Annotated in this window: 28 protein-coding genes; 12 read left to right on the top strand and 16 right to left on the bottom strand. The window is 46.4% G+C overall.

The annotated features are described in order from the left end of the window. Positions 1–7 precede the first annotated feature (7 nt). A complete protein-coding gene (locus VC188_RS06660; RefSeq protein WP_216157175.1) occupies positions 8–862 on the bottom strand; it encodes an FAD binding domain-containing protein in 855 nt (284 codons plus the stop codon). Between the two features lie 76 nt (positions 863–938). Continuing rightward, positions 939–1,415: a CoxG family protein gene (locus VC188_RS06665; RefSeq protein ID WP_072582970.1), complete on the bottom strand. Its 477-nt coding sequence runs from the start codon at positions 1,413–1,415 to the stop codon at positions 939–941. Positions 1,416–1,527: 112 nt separating this feature from the next. Here VC188_RS06665 and VC188_RS06670 point away from each other — a divergent pair, with 112 nt between their 5' ends. The 8 genes from VC188_RS06670 to VC188_RS06705 all read left to right on the top strand — a co-directional run bounded on the left by VC188_RS06670 (position 1,528) and on the right by VC188_RS06705 (position 8,674). Next, a complete protein-coding gene (locus VC188_RS06670; RefSeq protein WP_216860970.1) occupies positions 1,528–2,220 on the top strand; it encodes a TetR/AcrR family transcriptional regulator in 693 nt (230 codons plus the stop codon). Positions 2,221–2,234: 14 nt separating this feature from the next. After that, positions 2,235–2,693, top strand: coding sequence for a glyoxalase (locus VC188_RS06675; RefSeq protein WP_323483440.1), 459 nt, complete (start codon positions 2,235–2,237; stop codon positions 2,691–2,693). 9 nt (positions 2,694–2,702) lie between these two features. After that, a complete protein-coding gene (locus VC188_RS06680) occupies positions 2,703–3,944 on the top strand; it encodes an FAD binding domain-containing protein (RefSeq protein WP_323483441.1) in 1,242 nt (413 codons plus the stop codon). 75 nt (positions 3,945–4,019) lie between these two features. Beyond that, positions 4,020–5,255 (top strand): ABC transporter substrate-binding protein, encoded by a 1,236-nt coding sequence (locus VC188_RS06685; RefSeq protein WP_251368527.1) that lies wholly within the window; start codon positions 4,020–4,022, stop codon positions 5,253–5,255. An 86-nt stretch (positions 5,256–5,341) separates the two neighbouring features. Next, positions 5,342–6,226, top strand: coding sequence for a branched-chain amino acid ABC transporter permease (locus VC188_RS06690; protein WP_323483442.1), 885 nt, complete (start codon positions 5,342–5,344; stop codon positions 6,224–6,226). Positions 6,227–6,240: 14 nt separating this feature from the next. After that, complete coding sequence (locus tag VC188_RS06695) at positions 6,241–7,200, top strand: branched-chain amino acid ABC transporter permease (RefSeq protein WP_323483443.1); 960 nt, start codon at positions 6,241–6,243, stop codon at positions 7,198–7,200. Then, entirely contained in the window at positions 7,200–7,955 is a 756-nt protein-coding gene (locus VC188_RS06700; RefSeq protein WP_215292728.1) for an ABC transporter ATP-binding protein, read from the top strand. Before VC188_RS06695 ends, VC188_RS06700 begins: the two co-directional genes overlap by 1 nt. Positions 7,956–7,969: 14 nt before the next feature. Beyond that, complete coding sequence (locus tag VC188_RS06705) at positions 7,970–8,674, top strand: ABC transporter ATP-binding protein (RefSeq protein WP_215321745.1); 705 nt, start codon at positions 7,970–7,972, stop codon at positions 8,672–8,674. Here the strand turns inward: VC188_RS06705 and VC188_RS06710 are convergent. After that, entirely contained in the window at positions 8,671–9,174 is a 504-nt protein-coding gene (locus VC188_RS06710) for a YqaA family protein (RefSeq protein ID WP_323483444.1), read from the bottom strand. The genes VC188_RS06705 and VC188_RS06710 overlap by 4 nt on opposite strands. Before the next feature lie 160 nt (positions 9,175–9,334). On the opposite strand from VC188_RS06710, the gene VC188_RS06715 reads away from it, so the two are divergent. Both VC188_RS06715 and VC188_RS06720 read left to right on the top strand, forming a co-directional pair. Beyond that, the gene (locus VC188_RS06715) at positions 9,335–10,504 is read left to right on the top strand and encodes an acyl-CoA dehydrogenase family protein (RefSeq protein ID WP_215321743.1); all 1,170 of its coding nucleotides are present in this window, start codon (positions 9,335–9,337) and stop codon (positions 10,502–10,504) included. 12 nt (positions 10,505–10,516) lie between these two features. After that, positions 10,517–11,701 carry a CaiB/BaiF CoA-transferase family protein gene (locus VC188_RS06720; RefSeq protein ID WP_323483445.1) on the top strand — a complete coding sequence of 395 codons (1,185 nt, stop codon included), beginning with the start codon at positions 10,517–10,519 and terminating at the stop codon, positions 11,699–11,701. On the opposite strand, the gene cls is transcribed toward VC188_RS06720, so the two are convergent. From cls to VC188_RS06735, 3 genes are read right to left on the bottom strand one after another with little or no spacing between them, the layout of a single operon-like run. Next, a complete protein-coding gene (gene cls, locus VC188_RS06725; RefSeq protein WP_323483446.1) occupies positions 11,698–13,176 on the bottom strand; it encodes a cardiolipin synthase in 1,479 nt (492 codons plus the stop codon). The two genes, VC188_RS06720 and cls, sit on opposite strands and share 4 nt — an antisense overlap. Next, complete coding sequence (locus VC188_RS06730; RefSeq protein ID WP_216157191.1) at positions 13,173–13,925, bottom strand: endonuclease/exonuclease/phosphatase family protein; 753 nt, start codon at positions 13,923–13,925, stop codon at positions 13,173–13,175. Before VC188_RS06730 ends, cls begins: the two co-directional genes overlap by 4 nt. After that, positions 13,925–14,125: a (2Fe-2S)-binding protein gene (locus VC188_RS06735; RefSeq protein ID WP_215321739.1), complete on the bottom strand. Its 201-nt coding sequence runs from the start codon at positions 14,123–14,125 to the stop codon at positions 13,925–13,927. The genes VC188_RS06730 and VC188_RS06735 overlap by 1 nt, the downstream gene beginning before the upstream one ends. Positions 14,126–14,191: 66 nt before the next feature. On the opposite strand from VC188_RS06735, the gene VC188_RS06740 reads away from it, so the two are divergent. Together VC188_RS06740 and VC188_RS06745 are read left to right on the top strand one after the other, a co-directional pair. After that, on the top strand, positions 14,192–14,887 hold the full coding sequence (locus tag VC188_RS06740) for an ABC transporter permease (protein WP_323483447.1): 696 nt from the start codon (positions 14,192–14,194) through the stop codon (positions 14,885–14,887). Positions 14,888–14,891: 4 nt separating this feature from the next. Next, complete coding sequence (locus tag VC188_RS06745) at positions 14,892–15,587, top strand: ATP-binding cassette domain-containing protein (RefSeq protein WP_255538512.1); 696 nt, start codon at positions 14,892–14,894, stop codon at positions 15,585–15,587. On the opposite strand, the gene VC188_RS06750 is transcribed toward VC188_RS06745, so the two are convergent. The 10 genes from VC188_RS06750 to VC188_RS06795 form a co-directional block, all read right to left on the bottom strand. Next, positions 15,588–15,851, bottom strand: a complete 264-nt coding sequence (locus VC188_RS06750) for a hypothetical protein (protein ID WP_215321736.1) — start codon at positions 15,849–15,851, stop codon at positions 15,588–15,590. Between the two features lie 10 nt (positions 15,852–15,861). Further along, a complete protein-coding gene (locus VC188_RS06755; RefSeq protein WP_215321735.1) occupies positions 15,862–16,917 on the bottom strand; it encodes a formate dehydrogenase subunit gamma in 1,056 nt (351 codons plus the stop codon). Between the two features lie 47 nt (positions 16,918–16,964). Next, positions 16,965–17,201, bottom strand: coding sequence for a hypothetical protein (locus VC188_RS06760; RefSeq protein ID WP_215321734.1), 237 nt, complete (start codon positions 17,199–17,201; stop codon positions 16,965–16,967). Then, the gene (gene fdh3B, locus VC188_RS06765; RefSeq protein WP_215321733.1) at positions 17,201–17,857 is read right to left on the bottom strand and encodes a formate dehydrogenase FDH3 subunit beta; all 657 of its coding nucleotides are present in this window, start codon (positions 17,855–17,857) and stop codon (positions 17,201–17,203) included. The genes VC188_RS06760 and fdh3B overlap by 1 nt, the downstream gene beginning before the upstream one ends. A gap of 28 nt (positions 17,858–17,885) precedes the next feature. Then, positions 17,886–20,864 (bottom strand): formate dehydrogenase subunit alpha, encoded by a 2,979-nt coding sequence (locus VC188_RS06770; protein ID WP_323483448.1) that lies wholly within the window; start codon positions 20,862–20,864, stop codon positions 17,886–17,888. A 67-nt stretch (positions 20,865–20,931) separates the two neighbouring features. Beyond that, positions 20,932–21,153 carry a formate dehydrogenase gene (locus VC188_RS06775; protein ID WP_215321731.1) on the bottom strand — a complete coding sequence of 74 codons (222 nt, stop codon included), beginning with the start codon at positions 21,151–21,153 and terminating at the stop codon, positions 20,932–20,934. Positions 21,154–21,268: 115 nt separating this feature from the next. After that, positions 21,269–21,919, bottom strand: coding sequence for a molecular chaperone TorD family protein (locus tag VC188_RS06780; RefSeq protein WP_323483449.1), 651 nt, complete (start codon positions 21,917–21,919; stop codon positions 21,269–21,271). Beyond that, positions 21,916–24,006: a 4Fe-4S binding protein gene (locus tag VC188_RS06785; RefSeq protein ID WP_323483450.1), complete on the bottom strand. Its 2,091-nt coding sequence runs from the start codon at positions 24,004–24,006 to the stop codon at positions 21,916–21,918. Before VC188_RS06785 ends, VC188_RS06780 begins: the two co-directional genes overlap by 4 nt. Before the next feature lie 11 nt (positions 24,007–24,017). Next, a complete protein-coding gene (locus VC188_RS06790) occupies positions 24,018–24,584 on the bottom strand; it encodes a DUF3306 domain-containing protein (RefSeq protein WP_323483451.1) in 567 nt (188 codons plus the stop codon). Continuing rightward, the gene (locus tag VC188_RS06795) at positions 24,584–25,099 is read right to left on the bottom strand and encodes a DUF3305 domain-containing protein (protein ID WP_323483452.1); all 516 of its coding nucleotides are present in this window, start codon (positions 25,097–25,099) and stop codon (positions 24,584–24,586) included. The genes VC188_RS06790 and VC188_RS06795 overlap by 1 nt, the downstream gene beginning before the upstream one ends. Between the last annotated feature and the right edge of the window lie 14 nt (positions 25,100–25,113).

Genomic DNA, 25,113 nt, shown 5'->3' on the forward strand with positions numbered 1-25,113 from the left:
TTGAGTATTAAGCAATCATGTGCTTGAGTCCACGCTCAAGCAATACACCAATTAAATGTTGTTTCGCTTCTGCGCTATTGGTAATGTCTGCAATGGCTTCGATTTCATTACGCGCTTCGGCTACGGCCTTGGTAATTAACTCAACGTTGAGTTTTTGGCCATTGATTAAATCCTGCGCTTTAGTTGCCATTACTGGCGTAGCGCCAACAGAAAAGAATGTAAAGGCGCAATGAGTCAAAACATCACCCTGCTTCTCTGCAACTGCAGCTAAACCAGCAACCGCGTAGTCGCCATGACGTCTAGCCAGCTCATGAAAATAGAAAACTGCTTGCTTGCTTGCCATTGGAATCTCAGTCGCCACGAGAATTTCATCGGGCTCTAATGAGGTCGTATACAAGTCAATGAAAAAATCGTTTGCAGAAATTCGGCGCTCGCCCGCTGGACCATGAATCACCATGGTGGCACGCAGAGTCAAGCTACAAGCGGGCCATTCGGCGGCTGGGTCACCGTATGCCAGTGAGCCTCCCCAAGTGCCAAGATTACGAATAGCGCGATGGGCAATATGTGGAGCGGCAGCTTTTAAAAGTGGTGCATGTTTTGCAACTAATTCTGAATCTTCAATTTCAGTATGGGTCACTAGAGCGCCAATACGCAAACTATCGCCAACAACCGAAATACCTTTGAGCTCAGCGATATCAGTAATATCGATTAACACTTTGGGCTCAGACAAACGCATATTCAACGTGGCCAATAAAGTTTGCCCACCCGCAATTAATTGCGCATCATCGCCGCCCTGCTCAAGCAAAGATAATGCCTCTTGTAATCTTTTGGGCTTTACATAATCGAATGCTGCAGATTTCATTAAGTCTCCTCCACCACCAATGTATTAAGCTTTTCTAGCTTTTTATTTTTTTGCGCTACTTTTTTATTACCGCTCTTTATTTACCGCCAGCGTCTGACTCCAACGCCACTGTCTCCCCGCCTAATTCTTTTGCAAATTTCTGAAAAAAATCATCTGCAATCTTTTTTGCCGATGCGCTAATTAAGCGACCGCCAATTTGACCTAACTTGCCGCCAATCGAGGCTTCCGTCGTATAAGAGACCAAAGTACCTCCTTCGGCTTGCTTTAGCTCCACTCGTGACTTACCTTTGGCAAACCCTGCCGCCCCACCAGACCCTTCAAAGGCCATAGAGCAAGACTGGTCCGGGATAATGTCACTTAGGAGCAATTTCCCTGCAAAACGGGCTCTAACGGGCCCAATTTTGAACATCACCTTGGCATGAATCTCTTCTGGGGAGATGCGACTAATCTCCTCGCAGCCAGGAATGGACTTGGCTAACACGTCAATATCGTTCAAACCCTTCCATACTTCAGGGATTGGAGCGGATATGAGTTGCTCGCCATTTAATTCCATTTGATCTCCTTGGGGTTTGTACGAATAGAGTCTTATCTACCAATTGTTCAACAATGTACCATTATTTAACTTTTGGTCAATAAGTCCAAATTCGGATAAACCCTGAGAATCCATGCGTTTTACTGAAGATAGTGTTTCCAGCCCAAATACTGCTGAAAGTTCAGAGGGCTCTTTGGCGCCCATCCGAAAAAGAATGGGTACAGCCGAGCGGAAACGCCAAATATTGGATAGCGCTATTCAGTTCTTTGCCAGAAATGGTATCGATGGCCAATTAAGAAATTTATCCAAAGAGTTGGGTATCACTCACACCCTGCTCTATCACTACTTCCCCACCAAAGATGCGCTGATTCAAGAAGTCTATAAAGAGGTCTTTGAATCTCGCTGGAAGCCAGAGTGGGAAGAACTGCTGGATGATGATTCCCTTACTCCCGAAGAAAAATTCAATGCGTTCTATTTGGACTACTCCAACACAGTCTTAACTTATGACTTTGTGCGCATTTTGATTTTTTCTGGCTTAAGTGATCACTCTATTAGCGATCGCTTCTTCGAGCTCTTGCGCACGCGCTTATTACCAAGACTCATTCGCGAAACTCGCAAGTATTGCGGCAGGTCTGATGCATCAAAGCCCACCCAGCGTGAACTTGAATTTCTCATGGGATTGCATGGTGGCGTTTTCTATATCGGCATGAGACGTTGGATCTACGGGCAAGCCATCTATGCCGCCGAAAGCCCCAATACAGAACAAGAGATCATTCGCGACCGAGTGCAGTCTTACCTTCACTCTGCTAAATCACTGTTTGCTTAATTCAAAAGGTATCTATGTCTAATCTAAGCCTAAATCACTTCTCCATCCGCAGTCTAGAGATTGAAAAAACGACTGAATTTTTTAGCAAGCTCCTTGGCTTAACTGTTGGTCCAAGACCTGAGTTTCCTTTCCCAGGCGTCTGGCTATACAACGGTGATGAGAGTAGTTGGGCTAATGCAGTCTTGCACCTCATTGCTATCGACAAAAATGATCTGAACGGACTGAAAAAATATTTAGGTGAACGCGACCCCAGCACACTCCATGGATCTGGCGCAGTAGATCACATTGCTTTTTTTGCGACCGGCCTAGAAGAAAAAATTGCTCTCCTAAAGAAACTCAATGTTTCTTATCGCGAGCGCACTGTACCTGTCCTGAAGCTCCACCAAATCTTTTTGGATGATCCTAATGGTGTAGTTATTGAACTCAACTACCCAGCTGAAGAAAAAGCAACCCTGGATGCAAAAGCGGCTTAGGAGTTATTGATGGCAAAAATTCTAGTTGTAGGCGGCTCTCTTGGTGGTTTATTCGTGGCAAATATTTTGCTGCGCCAAGGGCATGACGTTACTTTGCTAGAAAAGACTATTGGATCCTTGGACGGTCGTGGCGCCGGCATTGTCACCCATGATGCTTTGGCTGAAGCACTAAGCGCTGCTGGAGTGACTGTTGATGAAACACTCGGCGTACCCGTGACTAAGCGTGTCACTTTGGGTGCTGACGGTCAAAGCCTTGGTGAAATGGAGTTACCTCAAGTATTAACCTCTTGGAGTCGCCTTTATCACATGCTCAAAGAAAGCTTTCCAAGCGAGCGCTACCTTCAAGGCAAGACAGTGAAGTCGGTTACGCAAGATGCGAACGCCGTAAAGGTACTTTGTGAAGATGGCAGTCAGTATGACGCAGAGCTACTCATTGCATCCGATGGCATACGCTCTGCAGTGCGAGCGCAAGTCGCACCAAAGATTCAACCTGAATATGCAGGCTATATAGCTTGGCGTGGCGTGTGTGACGAAGCCTGCCTATCAAGGAACACTCTAGAGACTCTATTCAATCGCTTTGGCTTTTGTTTGCCCAATGGCGAGCAAATGCTGGGTTATCCAGTTGCTGGTTCTGGCAATGACACGCGTCCAGGCAAGCGTCGCTATAACTTTGTTTGGTATCGCCCAGCCTCAGAGCATGAGGAGTTGGTAAGCCTTCTTACAGACGATGATGGTCATCACTACCCTACCGGCATCCCACCACTCAAAGTGTCTTGGAAGCATATCGCTCGCATGCGAAAAGTGGCGCAGGAGATCTTGGCACCCCAATACGCAGAAATATTAGAAAAAACAGCCGCACCATTTTTACAAGCCATTTATGACGTGCGCTCCGAACAAATTGTCTTTGGCAGAATCGCACTCATGGGCGATGCCGCTTTTGTTGGTAGGCCGCACGTAGGTATGGGTGTTACCAAGGCCGCTGATGAGGCAATAGTGATTGCAAAGCATATTGCCGCACATGGCGCTACCCCAGCAGCGCTCAACGCATACAGCGAAGAGCGCTTAGAGCTAGGCCAACAAGTAGTGGCTAGAGCCCAATATTTGGGTCGCTATATGCAAGCCCAAGGAAGTAAGGGCAATAGGGATAACGAGAAGTTAAAAAGAAATGCCGATACTGTGATGGCGGAAACCGCGATTGATATCAGCGATCTATTAGCTCAAGGGAAAGCAGTGCCTGAATCTGCGCATTAAAAGGTGCATTCAGTTAAGATTTAAAACAATAAAAAGTATTCTTATTTAACAAAGTTTTATATGGAGGAGACAACCATGAAACAAAAAGTAACGAATCAAACAAGACGCAAGATGTTAATTGGTGGAGCCGCAGCAGCAAGCACCCCACTTTGGTTAAACGTGGCAAATGCTCAGACTGACACTATTAAGATCGGCTTTCCAACGCCGTTGACAGGACCCTTCTCAGCAGAAGCTCAGGATCAGGTGAAGGCGGCTGAATTAGCCATCAAAGAATTTAACGATGCAGGCGGCCTTAACGGACGTAAGGCAGAGCTTCTAGTGAGAGACACCAAGCTCAACGCTGGAGAAGCCGCAACTCGTACTTTGGAGTTGATTGAAAAAGACAAAGTTAACTTTGTCGTTGGCTCACTTTCAGCGGCAACACAACTTTCTATCAACGCCGTTTGCAAAGAGCGTAAAGTTCTCTTTAACTCCATTAGTCAATCTGATGCAATTAACGAAGCGAAAGACTGGAGTGTTTATACATTCCACGAAGCACTAAACCCAACAATGACTGCTGGCGCTGTAGCACGTTACTCTATTCCACGTTTTGGAAAGAAGATTGTGTTCTTAACAGCTGACTATGCTTACGGCCATGAAATGGTGCGCGCGTTTGAGCGTGCTGGTAAAGAAATGGGTGCTACAACCCTGGCTGATATTCGCCATCCATTGGGCACATCAGATTATTCAGCATTCTTACCGCGTATCAAAGCCTTGAATCCAGATATTTTAGTTTTATGCAACTTTGGACGTGACCTGGTGAATTCAGCAAAGCAGTGTACTGATTTTGGTTTGAAATCCAGCATGAAAATTGTGGCGCCTGTTTTGCTCTACACCTCACGCATTGCCGGTGGAGCAGAAGCATTTGAAGGCATTGCTGGTGGAACCTCCTACTATTGGGGTCTGGAGGATCGTATCCCGCAAGCAAAAGCATTTAACGATGCCTACAGAAAAGCATACAACGGCTCCGTTCCTTCTGATTACGGTGCATTAGGTTATGCAGGCGTTAAAAGCGTACTTGCATCAGTCAAAATTGCAAAATCTAGCGACACTATGAAGGTGGTCGCTGCAATGGAAAATCTCAAGTATGACTGGTACAAGGGTCCCGAATACTATCGTAAATGCGATCATCAAGCAGTTCAATCTGTCATCATCATCGAGTCAAAATCAAAAGATATGAAAGATAAGTATGACGTCTTCAAGATTTTGACGATTGAACCTACTACAGAGAAAAACATGCGTTCTTGTGCAGAGCTAGGTCACAAGGCCTAATCCAAAACTTCAGGGTGAATTTCTAATTCACCCTGATTCACTCCTCAAAACCACTTGGTGGAGGGGAGTTTTTTCTGAGTACATTTATGACCGGTCTTACATTCGAACTTCTCTGCATGCAATTGCTTACAGGTATCGCCTTAGGCAGTATTTATGCACTTCTAGCCCTTGGCCTATGTCTCATTTTTGGCATGCTGAACGTGGTGAACTTTGCACATGGCGCCTTCTTTATGGTGGGCGCATTTTTAGGCGTCTACTTCCTGGGTATCACCGGAAGCTTTTGGTTCAGTCTGGCACTAACACCCCTAATAACAGGCTGTATTGGTCTTGTAACCGAGCGTTTCTTAGTTAGGCCGCTCTATGGTCGCGGTCTCGATTACCCCCTTCTTCTTACCTTTGGTCTTTCTTATGTTTTGATCGAAGTTATACGTATAACCTTTGGCATCGAAGGCCTTCCGTCAGTTACCCCAGAGGGTCTTGGCGGAACAGTGAATGTAGGCATTGGTTATTTCCCTAAATATCGCCTCTTCCTCATTGCGGCTACTGCAGTCGTCATTTTGGGTGTTTGGTTCTTCATTCAAAAGACGCGTTATGGCCTCATCATTAAAGCCGGCGCTGCCGACCAAGAAATTGTGAAGGTCTTAGGCATCGATATTGCTAAGGTTTGGTTTTTGGTTTTTGGGTTGGGTTGCGCAATTGCCGGTCTTTCAGGAATTCTTGCCTCACCAACACGCTCAGTCAATCCAGAGATGGGTATTCCCATTCTGGCGGAATCTTTTGTGGTGACCGTTGTAGGCGGCATGGGCTCTCCAGTCGGCGCAGTGCTGGCTGGCTTGTTAGTGGGTGTGGTCTACAGCATGACCTCCCTCTTCTTCCCCGACTTAGCAGAACTTTCCATTTTTGTACTGATGGCTGTAGTGCTGTTAATTCGCCCACAAGGTTTATTTGGCAAAGCAGGAGCAATGGGCTAAGGCTCCGAATATTTATGAATTCATTTTTCCAACTCATTGCACGTCATCGCGTACTAGCTTGCATGCTGTTCTTAGCAATCTTTCCATTCATCATGCCGTATGAAGCCTTGGCGATCAATATTTTGATCTTTGGTTTATTCGCCATGGGCTTTAACTTGCTGTTTGGTTACATGGGCCTACTATCTTTTGGTCATGCAGCCTTCCTAGGCATTGGTAGCTATATCACCGGCATAGCCATTGTTCACTATGGTTTACCTTGGGGCGCCGCCATTCTGGTTGGCGTCATTGGCGCCGCTCTTGGCGGCCTCATCATGGGCTACCTGGCCATTCGCACTCGTGGCATCTACTTCTCCATGGTGACCTTAGCGCTTGGTCAAATTGTGTACTACATCTTCTATAAGGCAGAGAGCCTTACTGGTGGTGAGAATGGTTTACGAGGTGTCCGCGTAGATGAATTCAACATCTTAGGCATCCCAGTTGACTTCTTAAATCCATTAGTGAAGTACTACATCATTCTTTTCTTTGTGGTGATTGCCATTTGGCTTATTTCCCGCATCCTAAGCTCACCCTTAGGCGCTGTGATGGAAGCAATCCGTGAGAATGAGAAGCGCGCAGCAGCTTGTGGATTTGACGTAGCCCGTACCAAACTATTGGTTTTTGTATTATCAGCAGCGATTTGTGGCTTAGCAGGTTCATTACGCGCCCTCCACCTCTCTATCGTGCCAATTGATTCTTTGCACTATCTACAGTCTGGCCAAGCAGTCATGATGAGCATTCTCGGTGGAATGGGCACCTTCTTTGGCCCATTCATCGGTGCAGCAGTCATGCTCTACTTGGAAGACGTGGTCACCACCTTCACTAAGCATTGGATGGCTGTCGTTGGTTTAGTGTTCATGTTCTTTGTACTGTTCTTCCCTAAAGGCATCTGGGGAACCATTCTGAGCAAGCTACAAATTAATCAGGATTCTAAATAATGAATAGTGCAACTACAACCCCTATTCTTGAAGCGCGTCATGTCAGTAAGAGCTTTGGTAAGTTCAAGGCATTACAGGACGTATCCACTAGCTTTATGCCTGGAACACTTACGGCAATTATTGGCCCGAATGGTGCAGGTAAAAGCACCTTCTTTAATGTCTTGAGTGGCGCGTTCCCACCATCGAGCGGTCAAATTCTATTTAATGGCAAAGATATCACGGGCATGCAGCAGCATGAATTTGCTCGTATCGGAATCTCTAAAAGCTTTCAGATCACTAATGTGTTTAAGCAACTCAGCGTTCATGAGAATGTCCGGGTGGCCGCACAGATGGAAACAGCGCGTTACAACTTCCTCCGAAATGCGCAAAGTTATCCAAAGCCAATTGAGATCGCCGATGAATTACTGCATCGAGTTAATCTAGAGCACTTACGCAATAAGAAGACGGGTGACTTAGCGCATGGCCAACAGCGCGCCCTAGAAATTGCGATGGCATTGGCCTGCAACCCCAGCCTTCTATTGCTAGATGAACCCACTGCCGGCATGTCTCCAGAAGAAACTTTGGTCATGATGGAATTGATTCGCACACTTGCTAGTGAGCGCACGGTTATTTTGGTTGAACACAAGATGAAACTCATCATGGGCCTTTGTAAGCGCATCATCGTACTGCACCATGGCGAGTTCTTGGCAGAAGGCACTCCAGAAGAAATCCAAAATAATGCAGAGGTACGTCGTGTGTACCTAGGTCAAGGTTAATCAGAAAGCAAACTATGTTGCGTGTAGAAAACTTAAACGCTTGGTATGACCGTAGTCACGTATTGCAAGGCATCTCACTTGAGGTGAACAAAGGTGAGATCGTTACTTTGATGGGCCGCAATGGTGCCGGCAAAACCACTACCCTACGGTCTCTGATGGGCCTGTTATCTAAACGCCAAGGTAAAGCATCCATTGATGGCACTTCATTTTTAGATTTACCTGCTCACGAGCGCTTTCATTTAGGTCTGGCATATGTTCCAGAGGATCGCCGCATCGTTCCCGGGCTGACTGTTAAAGAAAACTTAGAGCTTGGGGTGATCGCCAAGAAGAACTCAGGTGACATGAGTGCATTAGTTGATGAGATTGCTGAAACCTTCCCCAGACTAAAAGAGCGCTTACATCAAGACGGCACATCAATGTCTGGTGGCGAGCAACAAATGTTGGCTATTGCCAGAGCCATGATTGGTAAGCCTAAAGTCATTCTGCTCGACGAACCCTCAGAAGGCATCATGCCGGTCTTGGTTGAAGAGATGTTTGAGCTCTTTGCCAAACTAAAGCAAGAAGGTCTAACCATTCTACTGGTGGAGCAAAACGTACAACAAGCTTTGAAAATTTCTGATCGCGCCTATATTCTTGATCAAGGCGAGATTGTTTTTCATGACACTGCTCAGAACCTCTTAAACAATGACGAGGTTCAGCAGAAGTATTGCGCCGTTTAGATGAGATGAAGCCAGTGACCTAGCTGGTGCCAAAAACTTTCAGGGACTAAAGTAAGTAACCAGGTAATCGTAATAAAGCGCAAGAGCTTACCGATAAACATGTAAATCAGACATGGCTGCCACGGGAGCTTTAACCATCCCGCCGCTAGACATAAGGGGTCACCCAATACAGGCAACCAAGACAGCAACAACAACTTAGGCCCCCACCCTTCAAGCCAACGCTTTAGGCGGGTATTGCGGGGCTCATCCATTACCTTAAAGCTATTGCGTGCTATCACCCCCAGCCACCAATCTAGCATCCCCCCTAATGTATTGCCAACCGTGGCAACTGCAATCGCCGCCCAAAATAAGTGGGGGTTAAGAGTGATATAGCCAAACAGAATAGGTTCGGAACCAGCCGGTATTAATGTTGCGGAAATAAACGCGCTGATAAATACTGCCGGCAAGCCAACAGAAGGCATTTCAAACCACCCAAAAAAATGCTCGAATACCGTGTCCATTAAGTCATGGCCTCTAGGGAGCTGCCATACGAGTGAATTTTTTTAGATCTCATGAAGTCTATTTTGCCTTGTTTTAAGCAATCTCCAAGATTTTCAAATCTTGCTTAAACTAGTACCCAAATCAGCAAATAAACCATAAAACCTATAAATTGAGACTTTTATGAATCACCCCATTCCTAAGCCAGACCAATACCAAGAAATGCGTGAAGCATTGCGAGATCTCTGTGGCTCTTTTGATTCTGCCTATTGGCAAAAGATTGATCACGAACGAGGTTATCCAGAGGCTTTTGTGGATGCGATGACTAAGGCTGGCTGGCTGGCCGCCTTAATTCCGGAAGAATATGGTGGCTCCGGCTTAGGCCTTGCTGAAGCCTCAGTAATTATGGAAGAGATTAATTTTTCTGGGGGTAACTCAGGCTCATGTCACGGGCAGATGTACAACATGGGTACCCTACTTCGCCATGGCTCAGACGCGCAGAAAAAAATGTATCTTCCCAAAATTGCTTCGGGAGAACTTCGCCTTCAAAGCATGGCCGTTACCGAACCAACCACTGGTACCGACACCACTAAACTGAAAACGACGGCAGTTAAAAAAGGTGATAAGTATGTAGTCAATGGTCAAAAGGTGTGGATCTCCAGAATTCAACACTCTGACTTAATGATTTTGCTGGCGCGCACTACTCCACTTAGTGAAGTACAACGCAAGTCAGAAGGCATGTCGATCTTTATCGTCAATCTCGCTGACGCCATTGGCAAAGGCATGGAAGTGCGACCCATTGCTAACATGGTGAACCACGAAACTAACGAAGTGTTCTTCGATAACCTAGAAATCCCCGCAGAGAATCTGATTGGTACCGAAGGCCAAGGATTTAAATACATTTTGGATGGCTTAAATGCCGAGCGAGTCTTGATCGCTGCTGAATGTATTGGTGATGCGTACTGGTTTATTGATCGCGCCCGTCGCTATGCCAATGACCGAGTCGTTTTTGATCGCCCAATAGGTAAAAACCAAGGGATTCAATTTCCGATTGCTGATAGCTATATTGAAACCGAAGCCGCAAATCTCATGCGCTTTAAAGCTTGTGAGTTATTTGACAATCACCAACCCTGTGGCCCAGAAGCTAATATGGCGAAATACCTAGCCGCAAAAGCCTCATGGGAAGCAGCAAATGTCTGCTTGCAAACTCATGGTGGCTTTGGCTTTGCCAATGAATACGATGTTGAACGTAAATTTAGAGAAACTCGCCTTTACCAAGTGGCGCCTATTTCAACGAATTTAATTTACTCCTATATTGCTGAACATGTTCTTGGTCTCCCAAGATCATTCTAGGAAAACGTTGATATGAGCATTCGCCCACTGGATGGTATTACTGTTGTTTCTTTAGAGCATGCTATTGCCGCACCTTTCTGTACGCGCCAATTAGCGGACTTAGGCGCACGAGTCATTAAAGTTGAGAGGCCTGGCGGCGGTGACTTTGCGAGGGGTTATGACACCCAAGTAGATGGACTCTGCTCTCACTTTGTATGGGTCAATCGCTCTAAGGAAAGTTTGACCCTAGATCTTAAGCAGCCATCAGCAATTGCAGCACTCAAGACTTTGTTGAAGACCGCCGATGTCTTAGTGCAAAACCTGGCGCCAGGTGCTGCTGCACGTATGGGACTCACAGCTGAGATTTTGCAGAAAGATAATCCAAAACTGATTTTGTGCGATATCTCGGGCTATGGTAGTGACGGCCCTTATCGAGATAAGAAAGCCTACGACTTACTTATTCAGAGTGAAGCAGGATTCTTGTCGATTACCGGAACGCCTGAAAACCCTAGCAAGGCTGGAAATTCCATTGCTGACATTGCTGCCGGCATGTATGCTTATACCAATATCTTAGCCGCTCTCTTGCAAAGAGGAAAAACAGGTAAAGGCTCGGTCATCGATATCTCTATGCTCGAGTCTCTTACCGAATGGATGAGCTTTCCTCTGTATTACGCCTACAAAGGTGCAGAACCGCCACCGCGCAATGGCGCCTCTCACGCCACTATCTATCCATACGGCCCCTTTAAGGCAGGCGATGGTAAGACAGTCATGCTCGGCTTACAGAATGAACGTGAGTGGGTGCAGTTTTGCGAAACCGTTTTAGAAAACCCTGCACTTGCCCAAGATGAACGCTTTGATCGTAACTTCAAGCGCAATGAAAAGCGCGCAGAACTTTTAGATATTATTGACACTTGCTTTGGCGGCCTTACTTCCGTGCAATTAATTGCAAGACTAGAAAAAGCGCAGATTGCAAATGCCCACCTTAATGATATGGAGGGTCTTTGGAAGCATGAGCAGTTTAAAGCGCGCAATCGTTGGACCCAGGTGGATACCCCCAACGGTGCGATTGCTGCCTTGCTGCCCCCAGGATTAAATAGCAGCTATGACTATCGTATGGACCCCATCCCTGCGATTGGAGATCATACCGACTCCATTCTTAAAGAATTAGGGTTGGGAGAGTCTGACATTGCCGGCATGAGAGCAAGCGGCGCAATTTAAAGCAGTGGCGAAGTAAGATGCGCCGCATTTTCGAGATAACGATGCCAGCGCGGGCGCTTTGCCCAGGCTTTAGGATCAACATAATCTGATTGCTCTAAGTAGGACTCAATCAGCTTCTCAAGATTGGCGCAGAAGTCATCGTTATACACAATCAAGCTAATTTCAAAGTTCAGCCGCAAACTACGTTGATCAAAATTCACTGAACCAAAGATTGCAATCCGCCTATCAATCAACAAGCTCTTGGTATGCAAGAGGCCTCCATGGAACTCTGCGATTTTGACACCTGCATTCATTAAGTCACCATAAAAACTTCTGCTACTCCAGGCAACCAATTTGGAATCATTCAACTTAGGAACGATCAGAGTAACCTTTACTCCACGGGCCGCAGCCGCCATCAATGCCTGAAGTAAGCCATCATCTGGGCCAAAGTATGGCGTAGTAATGGTTAACTCTTCTCTAGCATCCATAATGGCTGACAAGAGCACTTGATAAAGAATATCGTCTCGGTATACCGGGCCAGATGAAAACTCCTGAGCTAAAACGCCACCCTCATGTGGCGATACTGGTAGCTCGCGATCATTGAAGTGGGTAATTTTAGGGTTATCAACACTCCAGTCAAAAGAAAACGTGAGTTCAAACTGAGATGCAACTGGACCTTCAATGCGCACCATGGCATCAACCCACTCTCCCACTCCAGAGTCCTGCTTAAAAGTACGAGGGTCGACCATATTCATACTGCCAGTCCACACCACGAATCCGTCCACCACAAATATTTTTCGATGCAAGCGCAGATCTGCACGGCGGAACTGGAAGCGGCCAATCTGAATCGGCAATGCCTCAGTGACCTGAATGCCAGCCGCTTTAAAACGTTTGGGCCAAGCAGACTTAAACCAATCTTTACTTCCGAGTGAGTCCAACAAAACACGGCATGCAACACCACGCTTGGCTGCGGCTATCAAAGCCTCGCAAACCCGATCCGCATCACCGCCCAATGCCCAGATATAGAACTCTAAATGGAGGCTTTTCTTGGCTGAGTTAATTTCATCAATGAAATTTTGTAGAATTTTTAATGATTCTGTGTGCAATTTAATCTTATTGCCAGCAACCACGGGTGAGCCGTTCTTAGATTCTGCAAGCAGGCTCAAGGCCCTACCTTCCATTGGCAATTTCTCTCTATCGCCAATAAATTGCTTCCTCATCAGCTCAGTAGTTTCCTGGTATTCGCGATTCATCCGAATAATTTTTCGAGTCAAGACTCTTCCAACCGGGCGCTCACCAATCAAAATATACAAACTTATTCCCAATAGAGGGAACGTCATCACAATAAATATCCACGCAAAAGCTACGCCAACAGGTCTTCTTACAGAAATAATAAGGAAAATAAAATACGTTACAAATGAGAAATGGATTAATAAAATCAATCTCAAATTAAATGTAGATTGTGTATTAATAAAAAATCCTAATAAGTCATTCATTCAAGTTCCAATTCAGCAGTAATACCTAGGTGATCTGATAGCTTTAACCATTCATACAAAATTTCCGCTGAATGTACTTTTATTCCTCGAACATAAATCCTATCCATTGAAAGCAATGGCTTCATACTAGGAAACGTTTTTGCTGGAGAGCCAGTCAGCAATTCAAATACTTCATCAAAGCCGGCAGCCTTCATGGGAGCGCTCACACGATTGCGCCAATCATTGAAGTCTCCAGCCACGATCGTAGGTCCATTTTGAGTGAGTTCCTGGATATGCCCAATGATAGCCTCCAACTGTCGCTCTCTGCCCCGCTCGAAAAGCGCCAAATGCACACAGAAACAATGAATCGGTTGATCCATGCCATCCAAAGTAGTAACGCTATGTAGCAGGCCACGACTCTCAAAACGATATGCTGAAATATCGTAGTTATTTCCTTTTTGTTGAGGGTGCTTAGAGAGGATGGCATTACCATGATGCCCATCGCGGTACTCGACATTTTTCCCATAATGCCAATCGCGCCAAAAGTCTTCCGAAAGAAAGTGAGTCAACTCTATTAACGGCCATTGGCTAAAGCGACGCACTCTACCCCGATGCTCCTGTTGCAGCTCCTGCAAGAAAAGTAGATCTGGGTGATGACTACGCATTTTTTCTCGCAGCTGGTAAATCGTGGAATGTCTATGTAAGGGAGATACCCCCTTATGGACATTCATACTCAGCACCGTGAAACGAGAAGTTTTATTAGGGCTCATTAAAACTGACCTGCGGCACGTTGACGTCGAACGCGCGCCAAGTAGATTTCGCTCTCGACTAAATCTTGACACTGCATGCATTTATTGCAAATGGATGCCCGCTCCCGCAACTCGTCAATCGAGTCTATCGGGTGAGTATCTAAATATTCGCGCAAATCCACGTCGAGGACCTCATTGCAGAGGCACACCACTTCAGCCATAGGTCAAAAATAGGGAAATCAATTTCATTACAGTCATTTTGCCATTGCCTTGATAGAATCAGGCGCATGTTAAAAGCTTTTCAAGATGCCCTTTCCTTGTTAGCCCACCTCGATGGCGGTGTAATGGGGATCGTCTGGGTTTCTCTACAGGTCAGCCTTACCGCCCTTCTGGTTGGAACGCTTTTGGGTCTACCGATTGGCGCCCTTCTGGCCACCGAACGTTTTGCGGGCAAAAGGACCATCATTGTGATCCTGAACACCCTCATGGGTGTGCCTACAGTCATAGTTGGCGTATTGGTATATCTCATGCTGTCACGTACAGGGCCCCTTGGCATGTGGGGCTGGCTATTTACAGTAAAGGGTATGACTGTGGCTCAAACATTGCTCACAACCCCTTTAATCGCAGCCCTTAGCCGCCAAATCCTGGAGGACTCTTGGAAAATACATCGCGATTCCTTTCTGAGCCTCAAATTGCCACCCCTCCCCCGCTTTAAATGGCTGATATGGGATTCCCGCTTCTCGCTGACTATTGCCGTGCTTGCCGGTCTAGCTAGAGCCATATCCGAGGTTGGAGCAGTCATGATTGTTGGTGGCAATATTGATCATTCCACCAGAACGATGACAACTGCGATAGCGCTAGAGACCAGCAAAGGCGACCTACCTTTAGCCCTTGCCCTTGGCATCGTCTTGCTCGCCATTGTTCTTCTGGCCAATTTATTTACCTTTGCAGTTCGCCAAATTGCGGAGCACCGCTATGGTTAATGCAATGGAAACTTTTGAAAAGTTCATTGAGCTCAAAGACATCATCGTCAAAAGCAATGGCAGAACCATTCTGAATATCCAGCACGCCCTCATTCCAGCAGACAGAATTACTGCTTGTATTGGCCCCAATGGCGCTGGCAAAACTACTCTTCTGAAACTTCTAGATGGGCTCGTTAAGCCAGATGGCGGAACAGTGAGTTACTCGTTTAAAACAAAAACGGCTTTGGTTTTACATCACACCCCGATGATCAAAGCCTCAGCAAAAACAAATATCGCAATGGTTTGTGATGCGGACGCGTCCATTACGAATGCTGATATAGACTCTGTGATTGAGCAAGTAGGTTTAAGCGAGTTAGCCAACAGCCCAGCACATAAATTATCCGCAGGCGAAAGACAAAAGGTTTGTCTTGGAAGAGCTATTCTTCAAAAACCCAATTTGGTTCTACTAGATGAGCCTACTGCCAATCTCGACCCCAAGACTACCGAACAGGTTGAAGAGCTGATTCGTCAATTTGACCGTCAGGGGGTAGATGTGATTTTTTCATCCCATCAACTTGCCCAAGTACAAAGACTAGCTGAGTACATTATCTTCATTGACCAAGGGGAAATAAAGGAAAAGGGACCCGTAGGCCCCTTCTTTAGCAATCCTCAAACTCCAGCAGCTAAACGCTACTTACGGCAAGAATTACTTTCCACCTAATTATTTGGCAACAGCTGCAACAGGCGGAGTAAATGGTGGTGGTGCAGTGCACGCTGCTGGCGCTGGAGTTCCAGAGACCTTAAATTGATCTGCCACCTTATTTTGGACTAAACACAATTTATATGCGCCAACCTTGTCCCCATAAGCGGCTTTAGCTTTAGCCAAATTAGCAGCCTCTTGTGCCTCTGGGCTCAATGGTGGCAAAGTCGCAAGTACCGAGGAGGCAGCAAATGCGCAAAACGTAAGAGCAATGATTCTTTTCATGGCCTTATCCTTATTTATTCAGTTTGTCATACCAGAGCTCATGGTGCTCTTTAGCCCAAGTAGCATCTACATAGCCGGTCTTCATGCCATCGATTGAACCTTGCATACCAATGGTGCCGATATAAATATGGCCCATCGCCATGGTAGTCATCAAGATTGCAGCGCTACTGTGAATGATGTTGGCGATTTGCATAGTGCCGCGCAGGTACTCAATCTGCATAAACGGCACAATCATATCGAGCACAAATCCTGAGGCAGAAATTACCAGGCCTAAGAAAGTCATACCGAACCAGAACCAAAACTTCTCACCCATATTGAAAAAGCCAGCAGGCACATGCTTGCCGCTAAACATTCCACCGAAAGTTAACAGCCAATTGAGATCGCCTTTTTCTGGAATATTTTTACCGACAAAGAGCAAGAAGAAAATCACAATGCTTAGGGTAAATAATGGGCCGGAAAAATTATGAATATTCTTGCAAACAAACAAGAAGGATCCATATGCGACACCGCCCATCAATGGCATTGCAAAATATTTGCCATACAAAATCATCAAACCAGTAAACGCTAAGGCCAGGAAGCTAAAGGCCATAACCCAGTGAGTGATGCGGTCCAATGCACTAAAGCGCTTTACTTTAATGCCTGACAATGGCTCGTGTAGTTTGATTGAGCCTTTGATGGTGAACATAGCAATAATGCCAAAGAAGGCAATCGCCAACAACCAGCCTCCGTATACAGTAATGATGCCGTTACGAATTACGCGCCATTCTTGACCAGCACGCTGGATTAAAACACCTGCTTGTTTATCCGGAATACTGACGTAGTTTTGTGGATCACTGTTTGGCGCCGTGAAAATGGATGGATTAGCTGGCTGAGCCTGCGCTTGAGTGCCATTGGCCAAAGCGTTTGGATTTGCCGGCACAGATGCAGGAGGCACGTCTACTCCACTAGGAGAAGGCAAAGGCGCCATCGGTGCACGTTCAGCAAAGCTCATACCACTCGCTAGAGTTAGTGACAAACCTACAGCCACCACCAAAGTGCGTAGAACTTTAGAAAATGATCGTTTCATACACATGTCCTTAAACGTTTTCGTTTTATTTATTGTTATTTAGTTGATCACTTAACGCGACTGTATTCGTTTTGACCTTGATTGCGCTTGTCAATTGACTCGGTCCAACTAGCCAGATTGCCTGGCGTCCAATTCTTAGTCATAAATCCATCATTAGCGCCCATATAAGGAGCTACATCTGGACGCTTAGCAGCTTTAGCAGCAATTTCTGGCGGCTCAGAGCAAGCCCCCAAGAAAGCAGCTACTGCAAAACACAAGCCGAGAGTTTTGAAATTGACTTTCATTATTGAGCTCCTGGAATCTTTGCAGCAGGCGTTGGTGTAGGCGCTGGGACATCTGGTCCACCGTAAGCAGTATTCCAACCAAAGGCTTTGGATCCTGGATACTTGCCATTCTTCTCACGGGTAGCAACGCGATTATTAAAGATGCCGCTAATGACATCACTATCGCCACCAATCAATGCCTTGGTAGAACACATTTCAGCGCAAAGCGGTAACTTGCCTTCTGCCAAACGATTACGGCCATATTTTTCAAACTCTGCAACGCTGCCGTTTTCTTCTGGGCCACCACTACAGAATGTGCACTTATCCATTTTGCTGCGGGAGCCGAAAGCACCCTTGCTGAGGAACTGTGGCGCGCCAAATGGGCAAGCAAAAGAGCAGTAACCGCAACCGATACAGATATCTTTATCGTGCAGAACAACACCCTCATCCGTACGGTAGAAACAATCTACTGGGCATACAGCCATACATGGGGCATCGCTACAGTGCATACAAGCAACTGAAACTGATTTTTCTTGACCAATAATGCCGTCATTCACCGTTACAACGCGACGACGGTTAACACCCCAAGGCACTTCGTTTTCATTCTTACAGGCTGTGACACAACCATTGCACTCAATGCATCGCTCCGTGTCACAAATAAATTTCATTCTTGCCATTGTGTTCTCCTGACCTTATTTTTTTGACTTAGGCAAATTTCTCGATTTGACACATTGTGGTTTTCGTTTCTTGCATCATCGTCACCATGTCATAACCATAAGTAGTTGCAGTATTAACCGCTTCACCCTGAACTACTGGGGCGGCGCCTTCTGGGTAATACTTCCGAATATTTTCGCCCTGCCACCAGCCAGCAAAGTGGAATGGTACAAATGCGGTTCCTTGATCAACACGCTCAGTCACTAATGCGCGCACCTTAATCTTGGCACCCGTTGGCGATTTCACCCAAACGTAATCCCAGTTCTTAATGCCACGATCTGCTGCAGCCTTAGGATTAATCTCCACAAAGTTTTCTTGCTGGAGCTCTGCCAACCATGGATTAGAACGAGTCTCATCACCACCGCCTTCATACTCAACCAAACGACCTGAAGTCAAAATGATTGGGAACTTCTCATATAACTTCTGATTCAAGTTTTGATCTTGAACAGTCTTATAGAGGGTTGGCAAGCGCCAGAAGTTTTTCTTATCAGCAGCTGTTGGGTACTTACGCATCATTGGAGCGTTTGTACTGTAGAGCGCTTCACGGTGAATTGGAACTGGGTCTGGGAAGTTCCAAACCACTGCACGCGCTTTGGCGTTACCAAACGGATGACAGCCATTCTTCATGACTACGCGCTGGATACCACCAGATAGGTCAGTCTTCCAGTTCTTACCTTCGGCGAGTTTTTTCTCGTCTTCAGTTAACTGATCCCACCAACCTAATTTCTTCACAAACACGTGGTCAAACTCTGGGTAGCCAGTAGTAATTGCGGCGCCCTTAGAGTGAGATCCATCTGCAGCAAGCAAGCTGACGCCTTCACGCTCAACGCCGAAGTTGGCGCGGAAGTTTCCGCCACCTTCCATAACACTCTTACTTGTGTCATACAAATTTGGTGAGCCTGGATGCTTAATAGCTGCTGTACCGTAGCAAGGCCAAGGCAAGCCATAGTAATCACCAGTAGTGTCATAGCCAGTAACTGGATCAACACCACCGCGAGACTTCAAGGTCTTTGGATCAAAGGTTGCAACCATTCTCATGTGAGCCTTGAGGCGCTCAGGAGTCTGACCGGTGTACCCAATAGTCCAGCAAGAACGATTAATCTCGCGCAGGATGTCCTCAATTTGCGGCTCTTTCCATTGCTTACCAGCAAATTTAGAACTGAGCATTTTGTAGTTCTTAGACAACTCTTCGCCGAAGCCTAGGCGATCAGCAAAAGCCTGCATGATCACGTGGTCAGGAACAGATTCAAACAATGGATCGATTACCTTCTCGCGCCATTGTAATGAACGGTTTGAAGCCGTTGCCGAACCGCATGTTTCAAACTGCGTTGCAGCTGGCAATAAGTAAACATTGCGATTCTTATTAACTGCTTGACCCTCTGCAGCAGGCATTGCAGCCATTGCAGCAGTAGCACTTGGATATGGATCAACTACTACCAAGAGATCCAACTTATCCATCGCACGCTTCATGTCGAGGCCGCGAGTTTGTGAGTTCGGAGCATGACCCCAGAAGAACAAGCCCTTTACGTTAGTCTGCTGGTCGATCATGTCATTCTTCTCGAGAACAGCATCAACCCAACGAGACACAGTAGTGCCAGATTTCTCCATCATGTCAGGCGCATAACGACCCTTAATCCACTCGTAGTCAACACCCCAAACTGTTGAGAAGTGCTTCCATGAGCCAGCAGCCAAACCATAGTAACCAGGCAACGAATCTGGGTTAGGACCAACGTCAGTTGCACCCTGAACGTTATCGTGACCGCGGAAAATATTAGTACCACCACCAGACTTACCTACGTTACCTAAAGCTAATTGCAAAATACAAGAGGCGCGCACAATCGCATTACCGATCGTGTGCTGGGTTTGACCCATGCACCAAACAACGGTACTAGGACGATTCATCGCCATCGTTTTAGCGGCTTGGTAAACCTGAGCCTCAGGCACGCCACAAGCCTCTTCAACTGCGGCGGGAGTCCACTTCTCCATCACTTCTTTACGAATCTCTTCCATGCCATAAACACGGTCATTGATGTACTTCTTATCTTCCCAGCCGTTTTTGAAGATGTGATACAGCATGCCGAACAAGAAAGGAATATCAGTACCCGAGCGAATGCGGATGTACTGGTCTGACTTAGCAGCAGTACGCGTGTAGCGCGGATCTACTACAACGACCTTGCAACCATTTTCTTTTGCATGCAACAACATCAACATTGAAACTGGATGAGCTTCAGCAGCATTTGAACCAATGTACAAAGCGGCCTTGGAATTCATCATGTCGTTGTAGCTATTGGTCATCGCACCATAGCCCCAGGTGTTTGCAACACCCGCCACTGTTGTGGAGTGACAAATACGAGCTTGATGGTCTGTATTGTTTGTGCCAAAGAAAGAGACCCATTTACGGAGCAAGTAGGACTGTTCATTATTGTGCTTAGAGGAGCCAATGAAGAACATTGCATCTGGAGAATATTTCTGGCGAATATCCTTCATCTGAGCGGTAATTTCAGTTAAGGCTTGATCCCAAGAAATGCGCTGGTACTTTCCATCAACCAACTTCATGGGGTAACGCAAACGGTAGTCACCATGTCCGTGCTCACGCAAGGCGGCGCCTTTGGCGCAGTGAGCACCCATATTAATTGGGGAATCAAATACCGGGTTTTGGCGGACCCATACGCCATTCTCAACGGTGGCATCTACTGCGCAGCCTACAGAACAGTGGGTACAAATAGATCTCTTAACCTCAATCTTGCCCTTGCCATCTAGCATTGCCTTGCTTTGCTCAGCCGATGCTTTTTGAACAAAACTTAATTGACTAGCAGCGATACCAGCGCCAACTCCTACGCCTGAGCGCTTGAGGAATGCACGGCGATCCATCGTTGGAACAGCCGCTTTTAAGCCGCGTGACAGACTACCGATCAGGCGCGATGTGGAACGACTGCTTTGTGGGGTATTGGATTTACGAGTCAGACTCATATGATGTCCCTGAGAAAGTTTTTTTATTTATTTAGAAACAGTGAAAGCAATAGTGAAGCGAAGGTCGTTAAATCAGAGTGGATTCGTAGTACTTGCGCATGTGAGCAGTCATCGTTTGACCAACATCTTGCACTGCTTTAGCGCCAGTAATTTCTTGGATGACTGCTTTGCCAACTGGAGTTTGGCTCGCTACGGCAACGGCCCCAACTGCAGCGCCTGCACCAATAAAGAACTTACGGCGCGATGGCTTGTTTTCTTCGCTTAAAGCAACCTTGGATTTGGTGGTCATTGCATGCTCCTATGGGATTATTCTTGATTTGCATCAAGTGTAATAGGAAATCGCATTTTTGACATATTGGTGTAACTATTAGTTATTACGACAATATTTATATTGCGATGCAACATCAAATCATGTCGAAGCCCTGCCCTTCAATTGCTAGGAATTCTCTGGTTAGGGCTGCGATTGGATGATACAAGTGCATTTCTGGAATGCCTTCTATTGCGTCGCAAAATTCGTCATACCAGGGACGAATATGCTCATTGAAAAAAACCCTTTGATTTGTAAGGTTTGAGATCTCCACGTCATCCCCCGCAATGAGATAACGCATGACCTCACTGAGTGCCGAGATATGGTCTTCAGTTTCAGTCACATCTTCTGCGGCCTCAAGCCCAAAACCCTCTAAAGCCTTGCGAATATTCACCAAGGGCTTTTCATTTAGATGGCCTGCCATGTAAAAGGAGCCATTCAAAACGACATTCGGCTTGCCAACGCTGATGAAATTCAAATCAAACTCATCATGCCAAGCTTTGGCGGGATTATTTTTAGCGACCTCTACTACATCCATCCAAACCTTAGCTAAAGGCGCCTCATCAGCAACATCTTGTTGATCAGCGGTAGCGGCAATTTGATCCAAAAGCTCTTGATCGGGCGGCATCTGAAAAAAGCGGGCAATCAAGCCATATAAATCGGCCCTAGCCAAATCCTCAGGGAAGCCTACATCGCCTACTTCGGCGGATAGATTCTCTTTTGCTGCTTCTTTCGCAATTTCACTCATGTTTCTTTTTTCACCATATCTACCACTCGACAATCACTACACATCTTCAATCGATCCATTGCAGCCCCAGCAAAAGCACCATGCGCTCCAAGCTTGCTGAGCATCAAATCAACCATCTTAAGTGTTCCAAAAGGCTTGCCGCAGCTGATGCAATGGAATGCCTGGGTTTCATTGAGGGTGGTTCGTTGCTTGCGCTGCTCAACGGTTTGTAAACGAGGTGCAAGAGTTAAAGCCTTCTCGGGACAGGTTTGCACACAGATGCCACACTGAACACACTGCTTCTCAATAAAAGAAAGAATGGGTTCATCGGGATTGTCTAAAAGCGCGCCTTCAGGGCAACCGCTGACGCAAGACATACACAAGGTGCAAGCATCTTTGTTAATTGCTAGACCACCCAATAGGGAGGACTTTGGAAGTACAACACCCATCTCCGGCAACGGAGTCTTCGCTTGTTTTTGCAAATGCTCTAAAGCTGCCTCAAGCGTTTCGCGTTTCTGATTTGATAAACCAATACTTGCAGGAGTACAGATTGGACTGAGTGATCCACGCTGACGCAATATGCCCATTGCCTTAGAAACAGTCGCTATATCTTCAGCAGAACTAGCCAAGATCAAATGAACGCGATCGTCAAACCCATACGCATTGAGAATACTGTTTGCTAAAACTACCTGCTCTTCAAGTACTGCACGATATGCGGGATCCTCGTCTCCACTTAACAACAAAGTCACTTCCGCAAAACCATACGTCAGCGCACCCAACCATAAGTCCAAGCCAGTGGAGGCGATATGCTCAATGCCATAAGGAATCACAAATGCTGGGAGACCTTCGAATTGCTTTGGCATGACATGCGCAGACCTGCCCAAGTCATCAATCATTTGCGTACCCGCTTTTAGGGTATGCAAAAGTAAGCTGGGAGCCATCGCCTGATTGATCTTTTTAGCTTCGGCGGTAAAGGCGCTCGCTACCGTTTTGAGCTCTTTACCTTGATGAGCAACGCTTGGGTAGTTGTAACGCATTGCACCGGAAGGGCATGCAGTTGCACAAGCTCCGCAACCCATACAAAGATTTGGATTGACCTCTACAGAACCTTGGCCATTTTTAAAGATTGAACCAATAGCGCCTGTTGAACAAACATCAATACAAGCGCTGCAACCTACTTTGCCATTGCGGCCATGAGCACAAATTTTTTCGTTATAGGCAAAATATTTGGGCTTTTCAAACTCCCCCACCATCTCGGAGAGTTGATTAACTGCCAGCGCCTGCTCAAGGGGATCAACACCGGGAGCGAAGTACCCCTGCGGCGTTTGGCTCATGCGCATCTTGGGATCTACACGTAGGTCCAAAATTAAATCGAATTCTGAATTACGTTCACGCTCTTTGCGATCAAACGATATTGCACCAATGCCGGCACATGCAGTAACGCAATCGCGATGGGATTTGCATTTACCTAAATCAATCTGGAAGGAAAGATTAATGGCTCCCTCAGGACATACTTCAACACAGGCCCCACAGCGAGTACACATCTCTGGGTCAATCGGATTTTGCAACTGCCAATCTACTGAAAAGTTCCCTAAATAACCATCCAACTTGGTAACTGCTCCGGTAAAGATTGGGTAGCTTCGGGTCAGCGGTAAGTCACCGGGCTGTGTACATAAGACAGACACATCCAAAGATGGGCTTAATTTTTCAGCCCAAGGAATGGCTTGTGACCCAGCGCCGATAATTAACAACCTACCCTGGCTTTCGTAATTCACAACAGGAACAGGTTCAGCCTCTGGCATATCAGCCAAGGCCAACAGAGCCGCAATTTTAGGGCCGGATGTTTTAGCTTCTTGAGTCCAACCAGCTACTTCACGAATATTGACAAAACGCAGTGGCGCAACCAATGGCTTTTCAGCTTGGTCAGCTAGCTCACTAAAAAGTGCGCCCTCTTGCGTACACGCTATCACCAGAGAATCAGAGCCATCTAGGGCCTTTAAAAAAGAGCCGACCTCCTGCCTGCACAAGGATTGGTGAATCGGAACCCCGATAGTTTTTGCATCCAAAGGCATGGTGCCATTACAGTTGCAGACTAATTTTTGACTCATGCGCTATCTTCTTAGGTTTTTTTCTGTTCAGACTCTATTGAGACCTTATTGGGCACTTCTTCCAACTGATCTGTAGATTTTTGTTGTGTGGATGTTAAATCAGTTTGCTGTTGGGCTGTCACTGTGTCGCCCTCAAGTTGGGGGCTAGGCGCTTTGTTCACGCTTTGTTGTGATTCCTGAGTAAGCTCTTCGCTTGGTTTGTGGAAAAGGTTGAGCATATCGCTCTGCACCATTCTCTCAAGCATTCCAGGTGGCAGCGGATCCGGTTTACTGTAGTCATCAATATAAATATCCAATCCATCCATGATGTTGAAATGGGGATCGGTAAACATTTTCTTTAGGGCAGCCTGCTGAACAGCGGGGTCTACATCTGGCTTCATAAAAGCAGAAAAGTCTGGATCAAAACGATCGATCTTGACTACATCCTCTAGGGTAACTGGCGAAGGTGCGGCCTCTTGAGCGCCCTCAATGGATGTAGTCTGAGAAGCTTCTTTAAGAATCTCTACTTTTTTCTCTAGCGAGACATCTTCTTTACCAGCTTTACGCTTAGACCAACGCCCCAGAAATCCATCGGCCATTATTCCTCCATAGGGCGTTGAGCGCCCTTAAATGAAGCAGGCTTATGGCGTTTTTTAGGTTCCGGCCGATAGTTGTCATTGACATACTCTTGCAGCCATGACGCATGCTGCTCACTCAGCGGAATCGTATCAACCGACTCACCGCCATCCAGCAAGCGAGCGGCTTCGTTATAACTAACACAAATACGATGGGGCACTGCAAACGAAGTCTCAGACTTTGCCAAGGAGAGTGATTGCTCATCGATATAGCGCTCAATATCTTCTTCCAAGCGCCACATGACAAACCATGCAGGAGTTGTAGCAGAAACATTGAGATAGTAGCCCTCAGCCTCGTCCGGAAAGAGATCAAGCTCATAACCTGTAAATAACCAGGATTCACCATCGGCATCGCGCCCAAGAAACTGACCCACAATGGATTTACTTTGCTGACTATTGAATTGCCCAAAATCAGGCAACACTTCCTGAGGTACCCAGCGAAACGAGACCCATGGGTTATCGATATTCTGTTTACGCATTAGTACTGCAAAGC

It is taken from the genome of Polynucleobacter sp. MG-28-Ekke-A2, assembly GCF_035012985.1.
GTDB lineage: Bacteria > Pseudomonadota > Gammaproteobacteria > Burkholderiales > Burkholderiaceae > Polynucleobacter.

Excerpts from the sequence above, each read along its gene's own strand:
- VC188_RS06660 (WP_216157175.1), bottom strand. The coding sequence starts at position 862 with ATGAAATCTGCAGCATTCGATTATGTAAAGCCCAAAAGATTACAAGAG.
- VC188_RS06665 (WP_072582970.1), bottom strand. The coding sequence starts at position 1,415 with ATGGAATTAAATGGCGAGCAACTCATATCCGCTCCAATCCCTGAAGTA.
- VC188_RS06670 (WP_216860970.1), top strand. The coding sequence starts at position 1,528 with ATGCGTTTTACTGAAGATAGTGTTTCCAGCCCAAATACTGCTGAAAGT.
- VC188_RS06675 (WP_323483440.1), top strand. The coding sequence starts at position 2,235 with ATGTCTAATCTAAGCCTAAATCACTTCTCCATCCGCAGTCTAGAGATT.
- VC188_RS06680 (WP_323483441.1), top strand. The coding sequence starts at position 2,703 with ATGGCAAAAATTCTAGTTGTAGGCGGCTCTCTTGGTGGTTTATTCGTG.
- VC188_RS06685 (WP_251368527.1), top strand. The coding sequence starts at position 4,020 with ATGAAACAAAAAGTAACGAATCAAACAAGACGCAAGATGTTAATTGGT.
- VC188_RS06690 (WP_323483442.1), top strand. The coding sequence starts at position 5,342 with ATGACCGGTCTTACATTCGAACTTCTCTGCATGCAATTGCTTACAGGT.
- VC188_RS06695 (WP_323483443.1), top strand. The coding sequence starts at position 6,241 with ATGAATTCATTTTTCCAACTCATTGCACGTCATCGCGTACTAGCTTGC.
- VC188_RS06700 (WP_215292728.1), top strand. The coding sequence starts at position 7,200 with ATGAATAGTGCAACTACAACCCCTATTCTTGAAGCGCGTCATGTCAGT.
- VC188_RS06705 (WP_215321745.1), top strand. The coding sequence starts at position 7,970 with ATGTTGCGTGTAGAAAACTTAAACGCTTGGTATGACCGTAGTCACGTA.
- VC188_RS06710 (WP_323483444.1), bottom strand. The coding sequence starts at position 9,174 with ATGGACACGGTATTCGAGCATTTTTTTGGGTGGTTTGAAATGCCTTCT.
- VC188_RS06715 (WP_215321743.1), top strand. The coding sequence starts at position 9,335 with ATGAATCACCCCATTCCTAAGCCAGACCAATACCAAGAAATGCGTGAA.
- VC188_RS06720 (WP_323483445.1), top strand. The coding sequence starts at position 10,517 with ATGAGCATTCGCCCACTGGATGGTATTACTGTTGTTTCTTTAGAGCAT.
- cls (WP_323483446.1), bottom strand. The coding sequence starts at position 13,176 with ATGAATGACTTATTAGGATTTTTTATTAATACACAATCTACATTTAAT.
- VC188_RS06730 (WP_216157191.1), bottom strand. The coding sequence starts at position 13,925 with ATGAGCCCTAATAAAACTTCTCGTTTCACGGTGCTGAGTATGAATGTC.
- VC188_RS06735 (WP_215321739.1), bottom strand. The coding sequence starts at position 14,125 with ATGGCTGAAGTGGTGTGCCTCTGCAATGAGGTCCTCGACGTGGATTTG.
- VC188_RS06740 (WP_323483447.1), top strand. The coding sequence starts at position 14,192 with ATGTTAAAAGCTTTTCAAGATGCCCTTTCCTTGTTAGCCCACCTCGAT.
- VC188_RS06745 (WP_255538512.1), top strand. The coding sequence starts at position 14,892 with ATGGAAACTTTTGAAAAGTTCATTGAGCTCAAAGACATCATCGTCAAA.
- VC188_RS06750 (WP_215321736.1), bottom strand. The coding sequence starts at position 15,851 with ATGAAAAGAATCATTGCTCTTACGTTTTGCGCATTTGCTGCCTCCTCG.
- VC188_RS06755 (WP_215321735.1), bottom strand. The coding sequence starts at position 16,917 with ATGAAACGATCATTTTCTAAAGTTCTACGCACTTTGGTGGTGGCTGTA.
- VC188_RS06760 (WP_215321734.1), bottom strand. The coding sequence starts at position 17,201 with ATGAAAGTCAATTTCAAAACTCTCGGCTTGTGTTTTGCAGTAGCTGCT.
- fdh3B (WP_215321733.1), bottom strand. The coding sequence starts at position 17,857 with ATGGCAAGAATGAAATTTATTTGTGACACGGAGCGATGCATTGAGTGC.
- VC188_RS06770 (WP_323483448.1), bottom strand. The coding sequence starts at position 20,864 with ATGAGTCTGACTCGTAAATCCAATACCCCACAAAGCAGTCGTTCCACA.
- VC188_RS06775 (WP_215321731.1), bottom strand. The coding sequence starts at position 21,153 with ATGACCACCAAATCCAAGGTTGCTTTAAGCGAAGAAAACAAGCCATCG.
- VC188_RS06780 (WP_323483449.1), bottom strand. The coding sequence starts at position 21,919 with ATGAGTGAAATTGCGAAAGAAGCAGCAAAAGAGAATCTATCCGCCGAA.
- VC188_RS06785 (WP_323483450.1), bottom strand. The coding sequence starts at position 24,006 with ATGAGTCAAAAATTAGTCTGCAACTGTAATGGCACCATGCCTTTGGAT.
- VC188_RS06790 (WP_323483451.1), bottom strand. The coding sequence starts at position 24,584 with ATGGCCGATGGATTTCTGGGGCGTTGGTCTAAGCGTAAAGCTGGTAAA.
- VC188_RS06795 (WP_323483452.1), bottom strand. The coding sequence starts at position 25,099 with ATGCGTAAACAGAATATCGATAACCCATGGGTCTCGTTTCGCTGGGTA.